We start from the raw sequence: 20,627 nt of genomic DNA, 5'->3' as shown, positions 1-20,627 counted from the left end.
CCGGCATATTACCACCCGCGCTCGTTTGCGGGACTGGATAGCAGGAGCAAGTCATGTCCAACGTTTCCCTTTCATTCCCCGATGGTTCCCTCCGCGACTACGACGCGGCGACGACCGGCCTCGCATTGGCCGAGTCGATTTCGAAATCGCTCGCCAAGAAGGCTGTGGCCTATGCGCTCGACGGCGAGTTGCGCGACCTCAGTGATCCGCTTGGCCATTCTGGCAAAATCGAGATCGTGACGCGGGAAAGTCCGCGCGCGCTGGAACTCATCCGCCACGATACCGCGCATGTGCTGGCAGAGGCCGTGCAGGAACTGTGGCCGGGCACGCAGGTGACCATCGGACCGGTGATCGAGAACGGGTTCTACTACGACTTCGCCCGCAACGAGCCGTTCACGCCCGAAGACTTTCCGGTCATCGAGAAGAAGATGCGCGAGATTATTTCGCGCAACCGGCCCTTTACCAAAGAGGTGTGGGACCGCGACCATGCGCGAAAAGTGTTCCGCGACAAGGGCGAGGCCTACAAGGTCGAGCTGATCGACGCCATTCCCGACGACCAGGACCTGAAGATCTACTATCAGGGCGATTGGTTCGACCTCTGCCGCGGGCCGCACATGGCTTCCACGGGTCAGATCGGCAATGCCTTCAAGCTTATGAAGGTGGCCGGCGCCTACTGGCGCGGCGACAGCAACAACCCGATGCTGACGCGCATCTACGGCACCGCCTGGGCAGACCAGGCTGAGCTCGACCACTACCTCCATATGCTGGAGGAAGCGGAGAAGCGCGACCACCGCCGGCTGGGCCGCGAGATGGACCTGTTCCACTTTCAGGAAGAAGGGCCGGGCGTGGTCTTCTGGCACGCAAAAGGCTGGAAGATGTTTCAGAACCTGATCGCCTATATGCGCCGGCGGCTCGGCGACGACTATCAGGAGGTCAACGCTCCGCAGGTGCTGGACAAGAGCCTGTGGGAGACGTCCGGCCACTGGGGCTGGTATCAGGAAAACATGTTCGCGGTGAAGTCGGCCCATGCCTTCACCCATCCCGACGACGAGGAGGCGGACCAACGCGTCTTCGCGCTGAAGCCGATGAACTGCCCGGGCCATGTGCAGATCTTCAAGCACGGCTTGAAGTCCTACCGCGATCTGCCGATCCGGCTTGCGGAATTCGGCAACGTGCACCGCTACGAGGCGTCCGGTGCACTGCACGGGTTGATGCGCGTGCGAGGCTTTACGCAGGACGACGCGCACCATTTCTGCACCGAGGCGCAGCTCGAGTCGGAAATCCTGAAGATCAACGATCTGATGATGTCGGTCTACAAGGACTTCGGCTTCGACGAGGTGATGGTGAAGCTCGCGACGCGCCCCGAGAAGCGCGTTGGCACCGACAAGATGTGGGACCACGCTGAGGATATCCTGAAGCGGGCATTGGAGCGCATGGCGCGCGAGGACAACCGCATCAAGACCGGCATAAACGAAGGCGAGGGGACGTTTTACGGGCCTAAGTTCGAGTATACGTTGAAGGACGCCATCGGCCGCGAATGGCAGTGCGGCACGACGCAGGTCGACTTCAACCTGCCGGAACGGTTCGGCGCTTTCTACATCGACAGTGACTCCGAGAAAAAGCAGCCGGTCATGGTGCATCGCGCCGTGGTCGGTTCGCTCGAGCGCTTCCTCGGCATCCTGATCGAGAGTCACTCGGGCAATTTCCCGCTGTGGTTCGCGCCGCTGCAGGTGGTGGTGGCGACGATCACCTCGGACGCCGACGCCTATGCCGAAAAGGTGGTGGCGCGGCTGAAGCGGGCGGGTCTTTCGGCAACCGCCGATCTGCGCAACGAGAAGATCAACTACAAGGTCCGCGAGCATTCGCTGGCAAAGGTACCGGTCATCCTCGTCTGCGGCCGGCGCGAGGCGGAGGAAGACACGGTCAACATGCGCCGCCTCGGCTCCCGCGACCAGCAGTCGATGTCGCTGGAGGAAGCCGTCTCTTCGCTGGTCGAGGAGGCGACCCCGCCGGACCTGCGCCGCGCCCGCGAGTTGGCCGAAGCGGCCTGAGAAGACTCCGAAAATCCCCTTGAAGACGCGCCCTTTGCGGGTGCGTCTTCATACAGGTGTCATGGCACTGCCTTAGCCCGGTCACAATGAAGACCGCGCGATTGAAGACCAGGGACGATTTTCCCGAACTGTCCTATTCCAACGACAGCCAGCCGCGGCTGAAGCGCTGGGTCATCCGCACCGTCGAAGGGCTTTCCGGCCGCAAGCGTTACGCCGCGCTCTATGCCATCTGGCGGGGCGAGGTGCAGCGCGGCAGCCGCCGCTGCTTCTCACGGCTGCTGGAACTGATCGACGTCGAGGTGCGCCACAAGGAGGCGTGGCCGCCGGAGCGGTTGCCGGACACGCCGCTGGTGATGATCGCCAACCATCCCTTCGGTATCGGTGACGGTATCGCCATCCTGTCGCTTGCCGAAAAGCTCGACCGGCCGTTCCGCGTGATGATCGCCGCTGATCTGCTGAAAATTCCGGAAATGGAGCCGTATTCGCTGCCGGTCGATTTTTCCGAGACCAAGCAAGCGCTGAAGAACAATCTTGCCGTGCGCCACGAGGCGGTGCGGCTGCTGAAGGACGGCGTGACGGTGGTGATCTTCCCGGCTGGCGGCGTGGCGACGGCGCCAAAAGTGCTCGGACGCGCCGAAGACCTACCCTGGAAGATTTTCGTCGCCCGGCTGGTGCAGGACGCGCGCGCCTCGGTGGTGCCGATCCATTTCGAAGGCCAGAACGGCCGGCTGTTCCATCTCGTCAGCAAATACATGAACCTCGCCGAAAGCGACCACAAGTTCGCGCGTTTTGTCGGCAATCTGTCGCTGACGCTCCGGCTGTCGCTGCTGGTGCGCGAGTTCGCGCGGCTGTGCGGTAAGTCGGTCGAGGCGCGCATCGGCGAGGTGATGCCTTGGTCGACGCTGGAGCCGCTACGCGACCGCAAGCTTTTGCTCGGCAGGCTGCAGGACGCGGTACGCGATCTCAAGCCGGCATCACGGCCGCCAAGATTGCGCCTGGTTCGCGGCGGCCGCGAGCAGACGCGGACGGCGGCTTAAGCGACTCAGCGAACGGAATTCAATCCGCGCCTTCGACCGCCGTCGGCGTGCTTTCGTCGGCGATGACCTCGACCTCGGCATTGTGGCCGGCTTCCACGGTGAAGTCGCGCTGGTAGATGTGGTCGCGGTTCTTGGCGACGATGGTGTAGTCGCCTTCCGCCAGCACCATGGAAGCGTAGGCGCCGACGCTTTCGCGCACCGGGTCGCCGGAATTGGTCTGCACCGACCAGGAGGTGTCGGCGATCGCTTCGCCGCCAGCCTGGCGCACCAGCTTCATCGTCATCTCGGCGGCGCGATGCTCGACCGTCGCTTCGGTGAGTTTGCCGGCCTCCACCTTGATGTCCGAGCGGATGACGGCGTTGACGTTTCCGTAGGTGGAAACGACATGATAGACGCCGGCGTTGAGCCGGATCACCGTCTTCGGGCTGACGTCGGGAAGGATCAGCGCCCGCTCGCCGCCGGGCTTTTCCTCGGCTTCGTAGATCGAGAACCGCAGCTTGTCGGATGGGATGCGGGCCCCGCCTGAGTTTTCCGCGTCGAGCTTCAATCCTCCCGCATCGAGCACAAAAGCCTCGCGCTTGGCATCATTGCCGACCGAGATGCGCTTGGTGGCCCCGGCGCGGCCGTAGGAGGCATGGACGAGGTATTGCCCGGGCGTCAGGTCGAAGGACTGGGTGCCGCCCTGGGCCGAGGCGACGAGCCTGAGCTTGCCGTCGGCGCCGGGTTCCGTCTCGAAGATGCGCCAGACCAGCCCGCGGGTGACGTCGGCGCCGTCCTGGATCAACTGCGCGGCAAGCGTGATGCGGCCGAGCCCAGCGGTCGCCAGCGGCGAGGTGTGCGGCGCCGGCGCGTAGGTCGACAGGCCGGGCAGGTCGATTTTCGGCAGGCGGTCTCCGAGTTCCTGCGCGGCCGCAACGCGCGGCGTGGAGGCCATGGCGGCGAGGGTGAAGACGGCAAGCAGGCTGCGGATTCTTCGCGCGATCATGGCCGCCATCAAACGCAACGCGGTGGCAATTTCAAGACTGGTGTATGCGTCGGATTACACTGACCCCCAGACGGCGGCTTGCCGAGTTTACAGTGCTCACTTATCTGAGTGTCCGGTTTGCCCGGCCACTATTTGTTGCTCGGCGTGACCCGGAACGAGATAAACCCAGTCCGCGCTCTTTCGCGGCGCAGCCAGAGCCGCCTTCCCGACGCGCTTCAGCCAGATAACCTTAGAAAGCAAAGATATGGCGTCGCCGATCATCGACTTCCTGCTCGCCCGTGGATCGGCCCCGATCCATGAACTGAAAGGCCCTGGCCCGACCGACGACGAGATCGCGCTGATGCTGAAGATCGCGACGCGCGTGCCCGACCACGGCAGGCTGGAGCCGTGGCGCTTCATCCTTTATCGCGGCGACGTCCGCCACAAAATCGGCGAGGCGCTGGCCGAACTGGTGGAAAAGGTCGAGGGACCGCAGCCGGAAGGCCGCAAGCAGAAGGAGCGCGAGCGTTTTTCCCGCGCACCGCTGGTCATCGGTGTGGTCTCCAGCCCGAAACCCAACATGAAGATCCCCGAATGGGAGATGTTCCTGTCGGGAGGTGCCGCAGCGATGAGCCTGCTGATCGCCGCCGGCGGCCTCGGCTACGGCGCCAACTGGATCAGCAACTGGTATTCCGACGTGCCGGAGGGCCGCCGCTTGCTCGGCCTCGCGCCGCATGAGCGGATGATCGGCTTCGTCCACATCGGCAACTATCAGGGACCGGCGCCGGAACGTCCGCGCCCCGACGTGTCGAAACTTTATGCCGATTATTCAGGTCCCTGGAAGGACTAAGGATGTTCTACGAACCCTCGAACGGCCACGGCCTGCCCCACGATCCGTTCAAGGCGATCGTCGCGCCGCGGCCGATCGGCTGGATCTCGACGCTGAGCAAGGCGGGGCATCTCAACCTCGCGCCATACTCGTTCTTCAACGCGTTTTCCTCGCGGCCTTACTTGGTGTGGTTCTCGTCGGAGGGCAACAAGGATAGCGCGACCTTTGCCGGAGAGACCGGCGAGTTCGTCGCCAATCTGGTCGGCCGCGACCTGGCGGAACACATGAACCGAACCTCGGTCAACGCGCCGCGTGGCATCAACGAGTTCGACTATGCCGGGCTGACGGCGGCGCCGTCGCGGCTGGTCAGGCCGCCGCGCGTCGCCGGCGCGCCGGCAGCACTCGAATGCAGGGTGACCGAGGTGATCCATCCCAAGACGCTGGACGGGGTCTCGGATGTCGCCGTGGTTGTCGGCCAGGTCGTCGGCGTCTTCATCGACGACGCCTATCTTACGGACGGCCTGTTTGACACTGCCAAAGCCGGCAACGTCGCCCGCCTCGGCTACCTCGACTATGCGCGGGTCGATGAGACGTTTTCGATGCGCCGGCCGAAATGGGAAGAGGACTGACCTTACGGTATCTCTACACCCCTATACATGCCTGTTCTGATATCTTAAGTAGAGGTTGGGCATATCAGGGGGGATGTATGAAAAGCGCAGTTCGTTTTACCGCCGTCATCGGCGCGGCGCTGCTTGCCGGCTGTTCGATGACGGAAGGTGAATTCAACAATATGCAGGCGACGATCGGCGGAAGCCCGGCAGTGAAGCGGCAGGTCATCGCGGATTGTATTGCACGTCAGAAGAGAAAGCCGCCTTCCGAAATCAAAGAGGTCGCGCTGGTAATGAATGTCAGCCTCTCAAATTTTCCGGAGATTGCCTGCAAGCGGCTTTGGAACGCGACGGCCGCAGGTCGCATAACCTATGCTGATTATGTGAAGCTATCCCAGCCAAGCGCGGACAGCAGCAAGGTAATCCGAATCCTGCAGGGTCGGTAATCGCCGCTTTCCTTGCGTTTCCAAGTATCCGTTCTACTGGCCTCCCTTGGAAAGCCGGTTATCCGAAGTCACGCTCTCGCCCGCGCCAGCACCCGCTCTGCCCGCCGCAGATGTGGGCGGTCGAACATTTTTCCGCCGATGCCGACCACGCCGGGGTTGCCGGCCGCAACAAACGCATCGACCACCATGCGGGCTTCGGCCAGCGCCTCGGGAGAGGGGGTAAAGGCCTCGTTGATGACAGTCACCTGGTCCGGGTGGATCGCCATCTTGCCCGTAAAACCGTCGCGTTCGGCCTCCAGGCATTCAGCACGCAGGCCGGCGGAATCTCGGAAATTGACGAACACCGTGTCGATCGCCGCCGTCTCGGCTACCGATGCAGCCAGCAGCGTGAACGAGCGGGCGAGGCGGAAGAGGTCGGTGTAGCGGCCGTTCTCGTCGCGGGTGGCGCGCGCGCCGATCGCCGCCGAAAGGTCTTCCGCCCCCCAGGTCACGCCCGAAAGCCGCGCGTGGCCGCGCGTGTAGGTGGAGGCGCCGAACACGCCGGCTGCGGTCTCCGAAATGATCGGCAGGATGCGGATTGCCCCGTCAGGAAGGCCATTCTCGGCTTCCTGCACCCTCAGCCTTGCCGACAGCCTTTCGACATCGGCCAGTCCGTCCGCCTTGGGCAGCATGATGCCGTCGGGCCTCGCCGCGACCACCGTCTGGAGGTCGTCTTCCAGCAGGCCGGAGGCAAAATCGTTGACCCGGACATAAATTGCCGCCTTCGCCTCGGCGTGGCGGCTTCGGATGGTATCGGCGGCAAGCGTCCGCGCCGCCGCCTTGTTCTGCGGCGATACAGAATCCTCGAGATCGATGAGGATCACGTCGGCGGCGGACGAAAAGCCCTTTTCCAGCTTGCGCTCGGAATCGCCGGGAACGAACAGCAGGGAGCGCATCAGGCGGGCCTCTTCAAAATCATTGTCTGGCGCAGGCAGCGGGCCACCAGCACGTCGTCCTGGTTGAACGCCCGGTGCTCCATCTCGACGATGCCTCGATCCGGCCTGGACTTCGATTCCCGCACCGACTTGATCTCCGTCTCGACCCGCACCGTGTCGCCGTGGAAGAGCGGATGCGGGAAAACGGTTTCGGTCATGCCGAGATTGCCGACCAGCGTGCCAAGCGTGGTATCGTGGACCGAGATGCCGATCATCAGGCCGAGCGTGAACAGCGAATTGACCAGCGGCTTGCCCCATTCGCTCTTCGCCGCGAAGTCGAAGTCGATGTGCAGCGGCTGCGGGTTCAGCGTCATGGTCGAGAACAGCATGTTGTCGCTTTCGGTCACGCTTTTCCGCAGCGTATGCTGGATCACTAGGCCCGGCCGGAACTCCTCCAGATACAATCCCGCCATGTGCTCTCCTCCGATTTGCCTGCCCTGCTAGCCCGGCGCAGCCCGGCCCGCAAGGCGGTTGAGAAGAACCGGAATGCGCGGCCGGCAAATTCCCGTCGGACGGCCCGTCGACCGCTGCACCGCCACTTCTCCTGCGCTGGCCCACAGCCGCGATTGACGAGACGCCTGATCGGCTAATAACCTCGCAAGTGGAGGGTGGTCGTGGCCGTGTCCTTGGGAGGGGAGGCGGCAAAGGAGCGGGGGCCGTGCGCCAGTCCAGAAAGCTCAGCCAGGAAGGCATCGTCCTGGCCACCGCCGCCGTGATCTTCGTCGTGGCGGGCCTTTCGCTGCCCGGATTCCTGTCTCCCGACAATCTTGTCTCGATCGTGCGCTCGGTCTCCGTGCTCGGCATCCTGGCGCTCGGCATGGCGATCGTCATCATCGGCCGCGGCATCGACCTCGCCGCCGTCGCTATCATGGCGATGTCGGTCGCCTGGTATCTACAGCTTCTCAATGACGGCATGGCCGATGGTTATGCGCTGGCGATCGTGCTCGGCGGCGTGCTGGTCATCGGCCTGCTCAACGGTTTCCTCGTCGCCTATGCCGACGTGCCGGCGATCTTCGTGACGCTGGCCAGCGGCTCCTTCGTGTTCGGTTATGTCCGCTCGCAACTGATCTCGCAGGACGCAGTGCCGGTCCCGCCGGACCACTGGCTGGCGCGCTTCGGCGGTCTCCGCTTTCTCGATATCCCGATCGAGGTCTTCATTTTCGCGGCGCTCGCGGTGCTGATCTTCCTGTTCCTGCGCTTCACCAAATGGGGCCGCTACGTTTATTACGCCGGCGACAATCCGGTCGCCGCGCGCAACATCGGCATCCCGGTTCGGCCAATGCTGGTGCTGCGTTACGTCATCTCGGCGCTGATCGCCTACGTCGCCGGCCTGCTGACGGCCGCCAGCCTGCATTCGATCAACACCCGCGTCGTCAACTCGACGCTGCTCTACGACATCGTGCTGGTAGCCGTCATCGGCGGCATCGGCCTGTCGGGCGGCAAGGGCGGCGTTCGCAACGTGCTGTTCGGCGCGGCCCTCATCGGCATCATGCTCAACGCCATGACCATTATCGACATTCCGCTGATCTACCAGAACCTGATCAAATCGACCATTCTGCTTGCCGCCATCATCATCGACGGGCTGGTCAACCCGCGCGACGAACAGACGGCCCAGCAGGGTGACATCTAGATTCGCGAGCGCCAGCAGCCGTTCGCCGGAAATATCGAAAACCGAAACTGCAAAAAGGGGATTGCCATGAGACTGATGATCAAACTTCTGGCGGCCGCGGCCGCCTTGTCGATACCGTTCCTCGCCGTCCAGGCGAAGGCGCAGGAAGATCCTGGCCCGGCCGCCTATGCCGAGGCGATGAAGGGCAAGCGCGTCATGCTCATCCCGATGGCGATGGGTTTTGACCTGGCGCAAGGCTGGGCCGCCTACATCAAGAAGGAGGTCGATGCCTTCGGCGGCGTCTTCGAGACCCGCGATCCCAACTGGAGCGTCGAGGCCGGCGCTCAGGCCATCACCGAGGCGATCTCTTCAGACACGCGGCCGGACGTGCTGATCGTGCACTCGCCCGATCTCAACTCCTATGCCCGCCTGCTGAAGAAGGCGCAGGCCGCCGGCACCTATGTCATCCTTATCGACAACCCGGCCAACTTCGCCGCCGACGCCTTCGTCGGCTCGGACTGGGACCGTCTCGGCCAGTTGGAAGCCGAAGCCGTGATCAAGGGCTGCGGCCCGAACTCGTCGAAGAAGATCGGCCTGGTGCAGGGCGACCAGGTCAATTCGTCGAGCCTCTACCAGTATGCCGGCATCATGAAGGTGATGGCCAAGAACCCGGACTTCCAGATCGTCGCCAAGCCGGATTCCAACTGGGACGCCACCACCTCGCGCAACGTGACGACCACCATGCTCCAGCAGAACCCCGACATCTGCGGCATCATCGACTTCTGGGACGGTGACGCCGTCGGTGCTGCCGCCGCGATCCGCGATGCCAAGATGCAGGACAAGGTGTTTTTGGTGACCACCGGCGGCGGCGAGAAGACAGCGGACTGCGACAAGCTTGTGGACGGCACCTATGGCGCAGTGGTGATGACCGAACTGCACCAGCAGTCGCGCGACATCAACGCCATCATAAAATTCCTGCTGCAGAGCGGCCAGCCGGCCGGCACGTCGAAGACCTACATCTACACGCTGGAGAAGGCGACGACCAAGGCCGACCTCAAGCCGGATAGCTGCTGGGACCTGAAGGCGCTGCAGGCCGCCGCGCAATAACAAACGCGCAGCCAGAATAGCCAGCCGGCCGGAACCTCCGGCCGGCCTTTTCCCTGTTTTCCGGCAGCCATAAATGACCTTTCGCGAACGCCTGCAGGCCTGGCGCTATAATCTCGTGCCCGATCATCTGGTCGGCGAGATTCTCACCAAGCGCTGGACCGACAATGCGATCCCGTTCCTGGCGCTAGTGATCACCGTCGCCGGTTTCGGCACGGCCATCCCCGGCTTCTTCAAGATCGCATCGCTGCAGGATTCGACCCGGCAACTCGGCGAGTTCTCGATCGTCGTCACCGGCCTGGTGGTCGTCATGCTGGGCGGCGGCATCGACCTCTCCGTCGGCTCGATCTTCGCACTGTCGTGCTTCGCCGCCGTCTCCGTCTTCTTTATCTTCGAGCAACCGGTATGGATGGCGCTTGCCGCGGCGATCGCCACCGGTCTCGCCTGCGGCGCCATCAACGGCTATCTCGTCGGCGTGTTGCGGCTGCGCGCCTTTCTCACCACGCTGGTCACCTTCATCATTGGCCGCGCGCTGTTCGACATCCTCGTCGTCAACTTCGCCGCCCAGATCCAGCTCTCCATGGCGATGTCGGATGTCTGGGATTTCATCGGCGACGGCACGGTGTTCGGCTTCTCCGTCTCCGTGCTGACGGCGATCGTCTTCGCCATCGTCACCCATATCGCGCTCACCCGCTCGCGCCCCGGCTGGCATGTGCTGGCCGTCGGCGGCTCGCGCCGCTCCGCCCACAATGCCGGTATCCGCGTCAAGCGTACCGTCTTCCTCACCTACGTCTTCTCGGGTTTCTGCGCCTCCATCGCCGGTTTCCTGATCGCCACGCGGCTCAGCGGGGCAGGGCCCGGCACTGGCCTCAACCTCGAAATCCTGGCGCTTACGGCGGCCGTCGTCGGCGGCAACAGCCTCGGCGGCGGTCGCGGCTCCGTGGTCAAGGGGCTGATGGGCGCCATCGTCGTGCTGGTCATGACCAACGGCCTTATCCGGCTGGGTTACGGCACCGGCACCAACCAGATGGTGCTCGGCATGATGCTGGCCGTCGCCGTCATCATCGACATCCGCTGGCTGAAGAATCGGCACAAGGTGCTGAACGAGGTCTATGTCGCGCCGGTCTATCTGAAGATGGGCGAGACGCAGTCGGCGGCTCCGGGCTCGGGCACGCCCTACGCGCTGGACAATCGCCTCTCCGAGACCGAATACATCGGCCTTGGGGAACTCGAAGGCCCCGAGGACGTCATCCTCGACCGCGACGACAATCTCTATTGCGGCACTCGCCACGGCGAGATCGTCCGCTTCTTTGCCCCCGACTACATCAGCTCCGAAGTCTTCGCCCACATAGGCGGCTTTCCACTGGGGCTCGCCTTCGACAAGTCAGGCAACCTCATCTCCTGCGTCGGCGCCATGGGCCTCTATTCCGTCTCCCCCGAGCGCGAGGTGAAGCGGCTTTCCGCCGAAACCGCGCGCTCCTGGACCTCGATCGTCGACGACGCCCGGCTGCGCGATCCCAACGATTGCGATGTGGCCCCGGACGGCCGCATCTTTTTCACCGACTCGACCAAGCGCTACGACGCCCACGACTGGGCGCTGGATTCGATCGAGAACCGCGCCACCGGCCGCCTGCTGGTCTACGATCCCAAGGACGGCTCGACCAAAACCCTGCTCGACGGATACCGTTACGCCAACGGCGTCTGCATGGCGCATGACGGCAAATCGCTGTTCTTCGCCGAAAGCTGGGCCTGCCGTGTCCACCGCTACTGGCTGGAAGGGCCGAAGGCAGGCACGGCCGAATGCGTCATCAAGGACATGCCCGGCTATCCCGACAACATCAACCGCGCCTCCGACGGCAATTACTGGATGGCCTGGCTCGGCATGCGCACGCCGAGTTTCGACCTGTCGCTGCGCCATCCCGGCATGCGCAAGCGCATGACGCGCCGCCTGTCGCAGGACGACTGGCTGTTCCCCAACATCAACACCGGCGGCGTGGTGAAGTTCAGCGAGACGGGAACGATCGTCGAGACGCTGGGCGACCTCTCCGGTGTCTCGCATCCTTCGGTCACCTCGATGCGCGAGCACAAGGGATATCTTTATGTCGGCGGCATCCTGAACAACCGCGTCGGCCGCTACCGCGTCCCCGGCGCGGACGAAAGCTGGACCGGGCCGAATTCCTATTGGGGGGCCGGCACATGATCCTCGAACCGATCCTCAATTTTTTCCGAGGCAAAGCGGTCACCATCCCGCCACTCGACGGCGCGTTCCGGCCGAACACAAGGCTCGACGAAGCGGAAGTTTTCACGACGCTCGCCGACGCTGACAATCTGGCCGTTCGCAACCGCACGCTCTTCGCCAGCAGCGGTAACGCTGTCTACGAAATCGCGGCCGGCCAAGCCCCGCGTGTCGCCGAAACCTTTGCCGCGCCGGTTACCGCGCTTGCCGTTGCTCCGGCCGGCGAATTTGCGGTCGGCCTCGAAACCGGCAGTCTGGTCATCGGGGGCAAGAATGTCGAACTGTCGCCTGCCGTCCGCTGCATCACCGCGCTTGCCCTCGGCGCAGACGGCGCGCTCTGGCTGGCGAACGGCTCGGCGGCGCAATCGCCGTCCATGTGGAGCGCCGACCTGATGGCGTATGGCGAAACCGGCAGTGTGTGGAAACGCGACGCCGGCGGGGCCGCCTTCCGCGAAATCGCCTCCGGGCTGGCCTATCCTTATGGATTGCATCCGACCGGCGACGGCGTGATCGTCAGCGAGAGCTGGCGCCATCGCCTGATCCGCATCGACGCCGCCGGCAAGCGCGACATCGTGGTCGACCACCTGCCGGGTTACCCGGCGCGTCTTGCGCCCGCCGGCGACGGCGGCGTCTGGCTGTCGATCTTCGCGCCGCGCAACCGGCTGATCGAGTTCATCCTCCAGGAGGAGGACTACCGGAGCGACATGATGGCGGAGGTCGAGCCGCGATACTGGATCGCGCCGGCGCTCTCCTCCAGCCGGAGTTTCCTCGAGCCGCTGCAATGCGGCGGCATCAAGACGATGGGTGTGCACAAGCCGTGGTCGCCGAGCCGCTCCTACGGGCTGGTGGTCAAGCTCGATACGCGGCTGCGCCCGGTCAAAAGCCTGCACAGCCGCGCCAATGGCGTGCGCCACGGCACCTGCAGTACGGTCGAGCTTGGCGGGCATGTCTATATCGCCTCGCGCGGCGGCGATGCTGTGCTGAAGATCGATTTGGCGGAGGTTTCCTGACATGGATGCCAGCGCGACGAACATGCCCGCCGGCGACGTGATCGTCCGGCTCGAAAACGTCACCAAAGCCTATCGCGGCGTGCCCGCCGTCAGGAACGCCACTTTTGAACTCAGGCGCGGCGAGATCCACGCGCTGCTCGGCGAGAACGGCGCGGGCAAGTCGACGCTGACAAAGATCATCGCCGGCGTCGTCGACATGAGTTCCGGAAAAATGATCCACAACGGCAGGGAGATCGCCTACGCCACGCCCAACGCGGCGCTGGATGCCGGTATCGCCATGGTTTTCCAGGAGACCAGCCTGGTGCCGTCGATGACGGTCGCCCAAAACCTCTATCTCGGCACCGAAGCCTTTCTCAACCGGCTGCGCGGCATCTACATTTCCGCCCAGCAGTTTCTGCAGTCCCTCAATTTCCCGGTCGATCCCACTGCCATGGTCGAGACGCTGGGGGCGGCCAAGCGGCAGATGGTGGAGATCGCGCGCGCCGTCCACCACAATGCCGAGATCATCATTTTCGACGAGCCGACGGCGACGCTGACGCCGGAAGAAAAGCGCCATTTCTTCGCCCTGGTCCGCCGGCTGAAGGCGAGGGGCGTTTCCATCGTCTTCATCAGCCACGCGCTGGAGGAAGCGCTGCTACTGTCGGACCGCATCACCATCCTGCGCGACGGCGAGATCGTGGCTTCCGGCGATACGAAAACCTTCGACCGCGAAAAGATCATCGCCGCGATGGTTGGCCGCAAACTGTCGGCCGAACTCTACCGCAGCCGCGATGCAGCCCAGCTCAGGCCGGCCGGCAAAAAAGTGCTGTCCGTGCAGGACATCTCCATGGGCGCCATGGTGCGCAACAATTCCTTCTCGATCTTCGAGGGCCAGATCACCGGCGTCTTCGGCTTGATCGGCTCCGGCCGCACCGAGACCTTCAAGGTGGTCGCCGGCATCCACAAGCGCGACTTTTTGCGCGGCGGCGTCATCGAGCTGGACGACCGGCCGGTGCGTTACCTCGTGCCGGCTCAGGCGGTGCGCGACGGCGTCGTCTACGTCACCGAGGACCGCAAGAGCGAAGGCATTTTCGAGACCATGTCTATCGCCGAGAATTTTTTCTCAGGCCTGCTTGCGGCGGGGCATGAGCGCGCCTGGGTGATCAGCCTGAAGGAGATGCACGCGCTGTCGCGCGAGTGGACGGAAAAACTCAGCATCCGCGCCATCAACGACAACGCCCGCGTCGTCGAGCTTTCCGGCGGCAACCAGCAGAAGGTGGTGATCGGCAAGGGGCTGGTGGAGCGCCCGCGCCTCGTCATCTTCGACGAGCCGACCCGCGGCGTCGACGTCGGCGCCATCGTCGAGATCCACCAGATCATCAACCGGCTGGCCGACGAGGGCCTGGCCGTCGTCGTCATCTCGTCCTACCTGCCGGAGATCATAAATCTCTCCGACCGCATCCTCGTCTGCCGCCAGGGCCGTATCGTCGAGGAGTTTTCACCGACCGAGGCGACCGAGGAGAAGATCATGTACGCGGCGGTGCATTGAGGGGGTAGCGCTTCGTCGTACCCCCCTCTGTCCTGCCGGACATCTCCCCCGCAAGGGGGGAGATTGGCAGCGTCAACGATGCCGCTTCTCCTGCACTGTCGAAGGTTGGCGAAACCCAAGCGGACGCCCCAATCTCCCCCCTTGCGGGGGAGATGTCCGGCAGGACAGAGGGGGGTGATGTCCCGCGAATCTCTCAGCAAAACTGCAAAGGAGCGCTACCCCCGCCACTCCTTCTCCAAACTCTTCAAAAACCGGTCAAAAATAGGATCGAATCGTTCCGGCGAATCCCAGAACGGCGCGTGGCCCGATTTTGAGATAACGTGCTTCTTGCCCTCCCACAGATTCGAGAAGGGGATGGTGTCTACGAATTCAACATTGACGAACGGCTCGTCGATCCCGTTCAGCACGGCGATCGGCGGCGTGTCGCCCAAAATGATCTGGCTCTGGTCGCGGCCGACGCCTTCGGCGAACTTGCCCAGCATCAGCTTTCGGGCGCGGCCATCGGTGCGCTTCACGGCATCATAGAGCAGCTGGTCAAACGGCTCGCCGCAGGTACTGTGGGCATAGTTGTCGATATCTTCCGGCGAAAAATGCTCCTGGCCGGCCAGCCCCATATGCGGGCTCGGGCGGAATCCTTTGCCGAGGTCGGCGGCCGAAACCGGCGGCGTGCCGGTGATCATCAGGCCGAGCATGCCCTTGTAGAGGCCGATCATCTCCAGCCCGATATGGCCGCCCAGCGACCAGCCGAAGATCGCCGCGCGCTCATGGCCGAGCTTCAGCATCGCCTCGGTGAAGGCGTCGGCGTAGCCCGGCATGCTGTAGGTGCGGTCGGGGTCGATCGCATCGGCCGACTCGCCATGCCCGGGCAGGTCGATGACGATCAAATGAAAATCCCGGCCGATCCGGCCGTCGAACTGGTTGCGGAACACCTCCGACGACGACGAATTGCCGTGGATCATCAGGACGGGCATGCCGGAACTGTCCGTCTCGCGCACCGCGAGCGTGCCGTGACTGGTCTCCACCTTGAACTTTTTCGTCGCCACCCCGGCCTCCATTCCCACTTCAGGCAATTGCACACAAAACGATCACGCACCGCCGCGCGTTCGCCGAATAGGCAAAAATGCGTGACGGCCATGAAAATATCTTTTCAGATTGAACCGTGTGTGCATAGATTGTCAATCATTCAACCAAGCCAACCGCACGCAACAGGGGAACGTGTCATGATTTGCAACGCCGTGGGCCGCCGTGTCCGCCAACTCGTCCTGGGGGCCTCGATCGTGGCGCTCTCGGCCGCCGCCAGCACCGCCGGATGGGCCGACACCATCAAGATCGGCCTGCTCGCGCCGCTCACCGGCCCGGCCGCCGCCGATGGCCAGGAGTTCCAGCGCGGCGCCCAGCTTGCTATCGACGAGATCAATGCTGCTGGCGGCTTCAATGGCAGCACCTTCGAACTGACGGTCGGCGATGTGAAGGACCAGTCGGCCGGCGCGGTGACCAGCGCGGTCGAGCGCCTGCTTGGCGACCAGGACGTGCATTTCATGGCGTCCGGCTACGCCAGCCTGACCAATTTCGAGATCGAGAACATGGCCGAGGCCGAGATGCCCTACATTCTCTCGGCCAACTCGCAGCAGACCAAAGACATCGTCGCGCCCGAGCCCGACAAATACGGCTGCTGCTGGTCGCTGACGCCGTCCTTCGACGCCTATAACACCGACGTCACGTCCTTCGTCGAGAAGCTGGCCGCCAACGGCAAGATCCAGCTTCCGACAAAGAAGGTGGCGATCGTCTCCTCCGACAACGCCTATTCAAAAACCATCTCGGAAGGCATGAAGAAGACCTTCGCCGACAAGGGTTGGACCATCACGGTGGACGAACTCGTGCCGTTCGGCGAGGTCACCGACTGGCGCGCCATCCTGGCGAAGGTCCGCGAGAACGTTCCGGACGTCGTCATCAACACCGACTATCTGCCCGGCAATTCGGCCTCCTTCCTTAACCAGTTCCTGGAGCAGCCGACCAAGAGCCTCGTCTTCCTGCAATACGCGCCGAGCGTGCCGGAATTCGTCGAACTGACGAAGGCCAATTCCAACGGCGTCATCTACGACCTGCTCGGCGGGCCGCTGACCACGCCGAAGAACCCGCGCGCGGCGGAAGTCGCCGACAAATACAAGGCGAAATACGGCGTCGAGAGCGGCACCTACGGCGTGGCGCTCTACGAGACGGTCTATCTCTATCTCGACGCGCTGAAGAAGGCCGGGGACTATAAGGACCACGCGGCCGTCATGAAGGCGCTGGGCGAGAGCGACAAGCAAATCGCCGCCGGCCGCCTGAAGTTCGACCCGGCGACCCATCTCGCCATGCAGGGCGACGAGTTCATCCCGATCACTTTCTTCCAGATATGGGACGGCAAGCGCGACTTGATCTCGCCGGCGCAATACGCCACCGGCGAGTTCAAGATCCAGCCCTGGATGCAGTGACGCATGGCACTGCTTGAACTGGACGACGTCTCGAAAGCCTTCGGTTCGCTGAAGGCCGTCGACGGCGTTTCCTTCAAGGTCGAGGCCGGCGAGATCTTTGGCATCGCCGGCCCGAACGGCAGCGGCAAGAGCACGCTGTTCAACGTGATTACCGGCATCCCGTTCAGGCCGGATCGCGGCACGATCCGTTTCGACGGCGTCGAGATCCAGGGCCTGCGCGGCCACCGCATCGCCCGGCTCGGCTTGGCGCGCACCTTTCAGCGCGAGACCAGTTTTGACGGCCTGACCGTGTTCGAGAATGCGCTGATGGGCTCAAGTTTTGGCGCCGCCAGCCAGCCGGCGGTCGCGGCGCGGGAAGCCGCTGCCGAGGCGCTGGAATTCGTCGGGCTCGGCGCGGCCCAGTTCGGCCGCCTGGCCGGAGAGCTTTCCGTCTTCCAGCGCAAATGCCTGATGCTTGCCACTGCGATCGCCATGAAACCCAAAATGCTGCTGCTCGACGAACCGGCCTCCAGCCTCACTAAGCCGGAGATCGACAGTTCCATCGAACTAATCCGCCGCACCGCCGCGCGCGGCATCACCATCCTCTTGATCGAGCACGTCTTGACCTTCCTGATGAGCCTCTCCCAGCACCTGCTCGTGCTCAACCAGGGCACCATGCTGGCCATGGGCGAGCCGCGGAAAGTGATCGCCGACGAGCGGGTCGTCGAAGCCTATCTCGGCACGCGAAGGGCGGCCGCGTGAGTGATCCCATGCTCAACGTCGCCCGGCTCACTGCCGGCTACGGCCGCGTCACCGTGCTCGACGGCATCTCGATGGAGGCCGGCCGCTTCGGCAATGTCGGCCTGTTCGGCCCCAATGGCCACGGCAAGACAACGCTGCTGCGCGCCGTCTCCGGCCTGCTCAAGCCGCGCGGCGGCGCCGTGCAGTTCGACGGCGAGGACATCACCGGTCTTTCGCCGCGCGCCATCGTCGGCAAGGGGCTGATCCACGTGCCGCAAGGCAACACGCTGTTCCCCGACCTCACCATCGCCGACTGCCTGGCGCTCGGCGCCTATTCGCCGCGCGCCCGTCCGCACGAGGCCGCCAACCGGGAAAAGGTGCTGAAACTGTTCCCGAAGCTCCGCGAACGCTGGCGCCAGCGGGTGCGTACACTGTCCGGCGGCGAGCGGCAGATGGTGTCCATCGGCACCGCCTTGATGAGCCACCCGAAACTGCTCATCCTCGACGAGCCGACGCTCGGCCTCGCGCCAAAAATCAAGGACGAACTCTGCAAGTCCGTGCTCGACATCTCGAAAAGCGGCGTGCCGCTGATCGTCGTCGAGCAGGACGTCGAGTTCCTGCTCGAACTCACAAAACACCTCTATTTCGTCAATCACGGCCAGGTGGAGACGGAGATCAAGCCGGGCGAGAATCTCGCCCACTCCGACATCATGGCCATGTATTTTGGGCATTGACGCTAGATGAACACCGCTGCGGACATCCTTTTCGGCGGCCTGTTCCAGGGCTCGCTCTACGCCATGATGGCGGTCGGCCTGGCGCTGGTCTGGACCACCATCGGCGTCTTCAATTTTTCCCACGGCGTCTTCATGATGCTTGGCGCCTACCTCGCCTGGCAATTCGTGGCACTGGGTTTCCCTGCCTACGTCGCCTTTCCGTTCGCGGTGGCGCTGATGGCCGGTGTCGGCTGGCTGCTGCAGGCGACCGTGGTCAGGCCGCTGATCGGCCGCGCCAACCTCGTGCTGGTCGTCGTCATCACCACGCTCGCCGCCGGCTCGCTGATCGAGAACGGCGCGCTGGTCGTCTGGGGCCCGCGCTCGAAACAGCTTCCGCCGCTGTTGGAAGGCAACATCACGCTGGGCGGCATCGGCGTCTCGCTGCACCAGATCGCCATCATCGTGATCACGCCGATCATCCTCGCCGCGCTCTGGGCCTTCCTCAACCGCACGCGGCTCGGCCTCGCGCTGCGCGCCGTGGCGCAGAACGAGGACGCCAGCCGCCTCGTCGGCCTCAACGTCACCATGCTCTACGCGCTGGCCTTCGGCATCGCCGCCGCCCTTGCGGCGCTCGCCGGCATCTTCCTCGGCGGCTACCGCTTCATGACGCCGGTGATGGGCGCCGATCCGCTGCTGAAAGCCTTGATCGTCGTCGTCTTCGGCGGCATCTCCAGCATTTCCGGGCCGATCTTCGCGGCCTATGTGATCGGCTTCTTCGAGGCGATCTGCAGCTATTATTTCGGCCTCTACTGGACGCCGGCGCTGCTGTTCGCAGCACTCATCCTGACCCTGATGGTCAAGCCCGAAGGCCTGTTCACCAGAAGCGGCGGGAGGCTGGCATGACCACTGCTGATCTCACCGACGCCCAGCCCTCCGGCCCGGCGGCGAGCGCCGTCCCCGTCGGCCCGGGCCGTGTGCCGTGGCAGCGCGAGGCGATTGCCGTCATCATCGGCTTTGCGCTGCTCGCGCTGCTACCTTTCGTGTTCACGGACAGTTACAGTCGCCACGTGCTGATCATGGTGTTCATCTACGCCATCGTCGCCTCGAACTGGGACCTCAGCCTGGGGTACGGCGGCGTCTTCAATTTCGGCCACATCGCGCTCTTCGGCATAGGCGTCTACGCCTACAGCCTGCTGACAAAACTGGCCGAAGTGGACCCGTGGGTGGCAATGGCCTTGAGCGGCGTCATCGCCGTCATCGCGGCGGTCGCCGTCACTATTCCGATTCTCCGACTGAAGGGCATCTACATAATCCTCGTCACCTTCGGCTTCGCCCAACTGGTCATGCAGGTCATTTTGAGCCAGTCCGATTATACCGGCGGCACGGTCGGCCTCGTGCGCATCCCTTCGCTCTATTTGTTCGACCACAACATGGTCCGCGACGGCAAATTCGCCTATTTCTACATCGCGCTGGCGCTGCTGGCGGCGAGCACCGTCTTCCTGCGCGTCTTTGTGCGCTCGCGCACCGGCATCAGCATCGTGGCGCTGCGCGACAACGAGGACTATGCGGTCAGCCGCGGCATCTCGCTGGTCAAGCAGCGGCTGATCACGCTTGCCGCCAGCGCCTTCTTCACCGGCGTCGCCGGCGCCTTCTACGCCGCCTACCAGCGCAACGCCTCGGTGGAAGTGTTCAGCATGAGCCTCGGCACCATCATCCTGTCGATGGTCCTGCTCGGCGGCACCAGCACGATCTACGGCGCCATCATCGCCTCCTTCGTGCTGACGGTGTTTTCCGAAGCGATGGCCGATTTCGGCGCCTGGCGTCCGATCATCACCGCCTTGCTGATTCTTGTCGTGATGCTCGCCTATCCCGGCGGCATTTTCGGCATGCTGAAAAGCGGACTCGGCGTGTTCTCGCGCCGCAGTGCGGCGGGGAAGAGCTAAGCAGGCTGGGCAGGCTTCGCCGGCGGATGGCGTGGGCGAGGCAATTCGATGTCGTCCGTGCCGGGACGTCCACAGTGGTGGAAAGCAGCCGTTGGATGGGTAGACGATTCCACATATTTTGTTCGCCAATCAGGCATGCCTAGCAAGTGAGGGCTGTCACTGGATTCCTTTGAGAAAACGTGAAACCTCAACTCAAACAATTACAACTCAGCCAATGGCCTGCACTCCAACGATGAAGTCGCCATGATTTCCTTAGAGTCAGTCCGGTAACTTTATGATGGATTACAAAGTCTTCTGATCATGAGGCGGATGGAGGCGAGCTTTAGGAAAGCGAGTGCCCTGGCGTTGAGGCATTCCCAGTCCTTGGCCAGGCGCCGACAG

Annotated in this window: 19 protein-coding genes and 1 pseudogene; 15 read left to right on the top strand and 5 right to left on the bottom strand. The window is 63.7% G+C overall.

What is annotated here, in order from left to right:
• Nucleotides 1–53: 53 nt before the first annotated feature.
• On the top strand, nucleotides 54–2,051 hold the full coding sequence (gene thrS, locus ACH196_RS29580; protein WP_396650435.1) for a threonine--tRNA ligase: 1,998 nt from the start codon (nucleotides 54–56) through the stop codon (nucleotides 2,049–2,051).
• Between the two features lie 86 nt (nucleotides 2,052–2,137).
• Nucleotides 2,138–3,088, top strand: coding sequence for a 1-acyl-sn-glycerol-3-phosphate acyltransferase (locus ACH196_RS29575; RefSeq protein ID WP_396650434.1), 951 nt, complete (start codon nucleotides 2,138–2,140; stop codon nucleotides 3,086–3,088).
• A gap of 19 nt (nucleotides 3,089–3,107) precedes the next feature.
• On the opposite strand, the gene ACH196_RS29570 is transcribed toward ACH196_RS29575, so the two are convergent.
• On the bottom strand, nucleotides 3,108–4,073 hold the full coding sequence (locus tag ACH196_RS29570; protein WP_396650433.1) for a hypothetical protein: 966 nt from the start codon (nucleotides 4,071–4,073) through the stop codon (nucleotides 3,108–3,110).
• A 244-nt stretch (nucleotides 4,074–4,317) separates the two neighbouring features.
• On the opposite strand from ACH196_RS29570, the gene ACH196_RS29565 reads away from it, so the two are divergent.
• The 3 genes from ACH196_RS29565 to ACH196_RS29555 all read left to right on the top strand — a co-directional run bounded on the left by ACH196_RS29565 (nucleotide 4,318) and on the right by ACH196_RS29555 (nucleotide 5,935).
• On the top strand, nucleotides 4,318–4,902 hold the full coding sequence (locus tag ACH196_RS29565) for a nitroreductase (protein ID WP_396650432.1): 585 nt from the start codon (nucleotides 4,318–4,320) through the stop codon (nucleotides 4,900–4,902).
• Between the two features lie 2 nt (nucleotides 4,903–4,904).
• Nucleotides 4,905–5,510 (top strand): flavin reductase family protein, encoded by a 606-nt coding sequence (locus ACH196_RS29560; protein ID WP_396650431.1) that lies wholly within the window; start codon nucleotides 4,905–4,907, stop codon nucleotides 5,508–5,510.
• Between the two features lie 77 nt (nucleotides 5,511–5,587).
• Entirely contained in the window at nucleotides 5,588–5,935 is a 348-nt protein-coding gene (locus ACH196_RS29555) for a hypothetical protein (protein ID WP_396650430.1), read from the top strand.
• A gap of 68 nt (nucleotides 5,936–6,003) precedes the next feature.
• Here ACH196_RS29555 and ACH196_RS29550 read toward each other — a convergent pair whose 3' ends face one another.
• On the bottom strand, nucleotides 6,004–6,870 hold the full coding sequence (locus ACH196_RS29550) for an HpcH/HpaI aldolase/citrate lyase family protein (RefSeq protein ID WP_396650429.1): 867 nt from the start codon (nucleotides 6,868–6,870) through the stop codon (nucleotides 6,004–6,006).
• Nucleotides 6,870–7,322 (bottom strand): MaoC family dehydratase, encoded by a 453-nt coding sequence (locus tag ACH196_RS29545; protein WP_396650428.1) that lies wholly within the window; start codon nucleotides 7,320–7,322, stop codon nucleotides 6,870–6,872. The genes ACH196_RS29550 and ACH196_RS29545 overlap by 1 nt, the downstream gene beginning before the upstream one ends.
• Before the next feature lie 245 nt (nucleotides 7,323–7,567).
• Here ACH196_RS29545 and ACH196_RS29540 point away from each other — a divergent pair, with 245 nt between their 5' ends.
• The 5 genes from ACH196_RS29540 (at nucleotide 7,568) to ACH196_RS29520 (ending at nucleotide 14,396) form a co-directional block, all read left to right on the top strand.
• Nucleotides 7,568–8,539 carry an ABC transporter permease gene (locus ACH196_RS29540; RefSeq protein ID WP_396650427.1) on the top strand — a complete coding sequence of 324 codons (972 nt, stop codon included), beginning with the start codon at nucleotides 7,568–7,570 and terminating at the stop codon, nucleotides 8,537–8,539.
• A gap of 66 nt (nucleotides 8,540–8,605) precedes the next feature.
• The gene (locus tag ACH196_RS29535) at nucleotides 8,606–9,625 is read left to right on the top strand and encodes a sugar ABC transporter substrate-binding protein (protein WP_396650426.1); all 1,020 of its coding nucleotides are present in this window, start codon (nucleotides 8,606–8,608) and stop codon (nucleotides 9,623–9,625) included.
• Nucleotides 9,626–9,698: 73 nt separating this feature from the next.
• A complete protein-coding gene (locus tag ACH196_RS29530; RefSeq protein ID WP_396650425.1) occupies nucleotides 9,699–11,822 on the top strand; it encodes an ABC transporter permease in 2,124 nt (707 codons plus the stop codon).
• On the top strand, nucleotides 11,819–12,868 hold the full coding sequence (locus ACH196_RS29525; protein ID WP_396650424.1) for a hypothetical protein: 1,050 nt from the start codon (nucleotides 11,819–11,821) through the stop codon (nucleotides 12,866–12,868). The genes ACH196_RS29530 and ACH196_RS29525 overlap by 4 nt, the downstream gene beginning before the upstream one ends.
• A 1-nt stretch (nucleotide 12,869) precedes the next feature.
• The gene (locus ACH196_RS29520) at nucleotides 12,870–14,396 is read left to right on the top strand and encodes a sugar ABC transporter ATP-binding protein (protein ID WP_396650423.1); all 1,527 of its coding nucleotides are present in this window, start codon (nucleotides 12,870–12,872) and stop codon (nucleotides 14,394–14,396) included.
• Nucleotides 14,397–14,611: 215 nt separating this feature from the next.
• Here ACH196_RS29520 and ACH196_RS29515 read toward each other — a convergent pair whose 3' ends face one another.
• Nucleotides 14,612–15,439 carry an alpha/beta fold hydrolase gene (locus ACH196_RS29515; protein WP_396650422.1) on the bottom strand — a complete coding sequence of 276 codons (828 nt, stop codon included), beginning with the start codon at nucleotides 15,437–15,439 and terminating at the stop codon, nucleotides 14,612–14,614.
• A 177-nt stretch (nucleotides 15,440–15,616) separates the two neighbouring features.
• On the opposite strand from ACH196_RS29515, the gene ACH196_RS29510 reads away from it, so the two are divergent.
• The 5 genes from ACH196_RS29510 to ACH196_RS29490 are packed head-to-tail and all read left to right on the top strand — an operon-like array spanning nucleotide 15,617 to nucleotide 20,246.
• Entirely contained in the window at nucleotides 15,617–16,870 is a 1,254-nt protein-coding gene (locus ACH196_RS29510) for an ABC transporter substrate-binding protein (RefSeq protein ID WP_396650421.1), read from the top strand.
• A gap of 3 nt (nucleotides 16,871–16,873) precedes the next feature.
• Nucleotides 16,874–17,611, top strand: a complete 738-nt coding sequence (locus ACH196_RS29505; protein WP_396650420.1) for an ABC transporter ATP-binding protein — start codon at nucleotides 16,874–16,876, stop codon at nucleotides 17,609–17,611.
• On the top strand, nucleotides 17,608–18,324 hold the full coding sequence (locus ACH196_RS29500; protein ID WP_396650419.1) for an ABC transporter ATP-binding protein: 717 nt from the start codon (nucleotides 17,608–17,610) through the stop codon (nucleotides 18,322–18,324). The genes ACH196_RS29505 and ACH196_RS29500 overlap by 4 nt, the downstream gene beginning before the upstream one ends.
• A gap of 6 nt (nucleotides 18,325–18,330) precedes the next feature.
• Nucleotides 18,331–19,206, top strand: coding sequence for a branched-chain amino acid ABC transporter permease (locus ACH196_RS29495; protein ID WP_396650418.1), 876 nt, complete (start codon nucleotides 18,331–18,333; stop codon nucleotides 19,204–19,206).
• On the top strand, nucleotides 19,203–20,246 hold the full coding sequence (locus ACH196_RS29490) for a branched-chain amino acid ABC transporter permease (protein ID WP_396650417.1): 1,044 nt from the start codon (nucleotides 19,203–19,205) through the stop codon (nucleotides 20,244–20,246). The genes ACH196_RS29495 and ACH196_RS29490 overlap by 4 nt, the downstream gene beginning before the upstream one ends.
• A gap of 272 nt (nucleotides 20,247–20,518) precedes the next feature.
• On the opposite strand, the pseudogene ACH196_RS29485 reads toward ACH196_RS29490, so the two are convergent.
• A pseudogene (locus tag ACH196_RS29485) lies at nucleotides 20,519–20,627 on the bottom strand (IS5/IS1182 family transposase); the annotation flags it as partial.

The organism is Mesorhizobium sp. IMUNJ 23232 (genome assembly GCF_044326205.1).
GTDB lineage: Bacteria > Pseudomonadota > Alphaproteobacteria > Rhizobiales > Rhizobiaceae > Kumtagia.
This window is presented reverse-complemented; position numbering and strand designations above follow the sequence as displayed.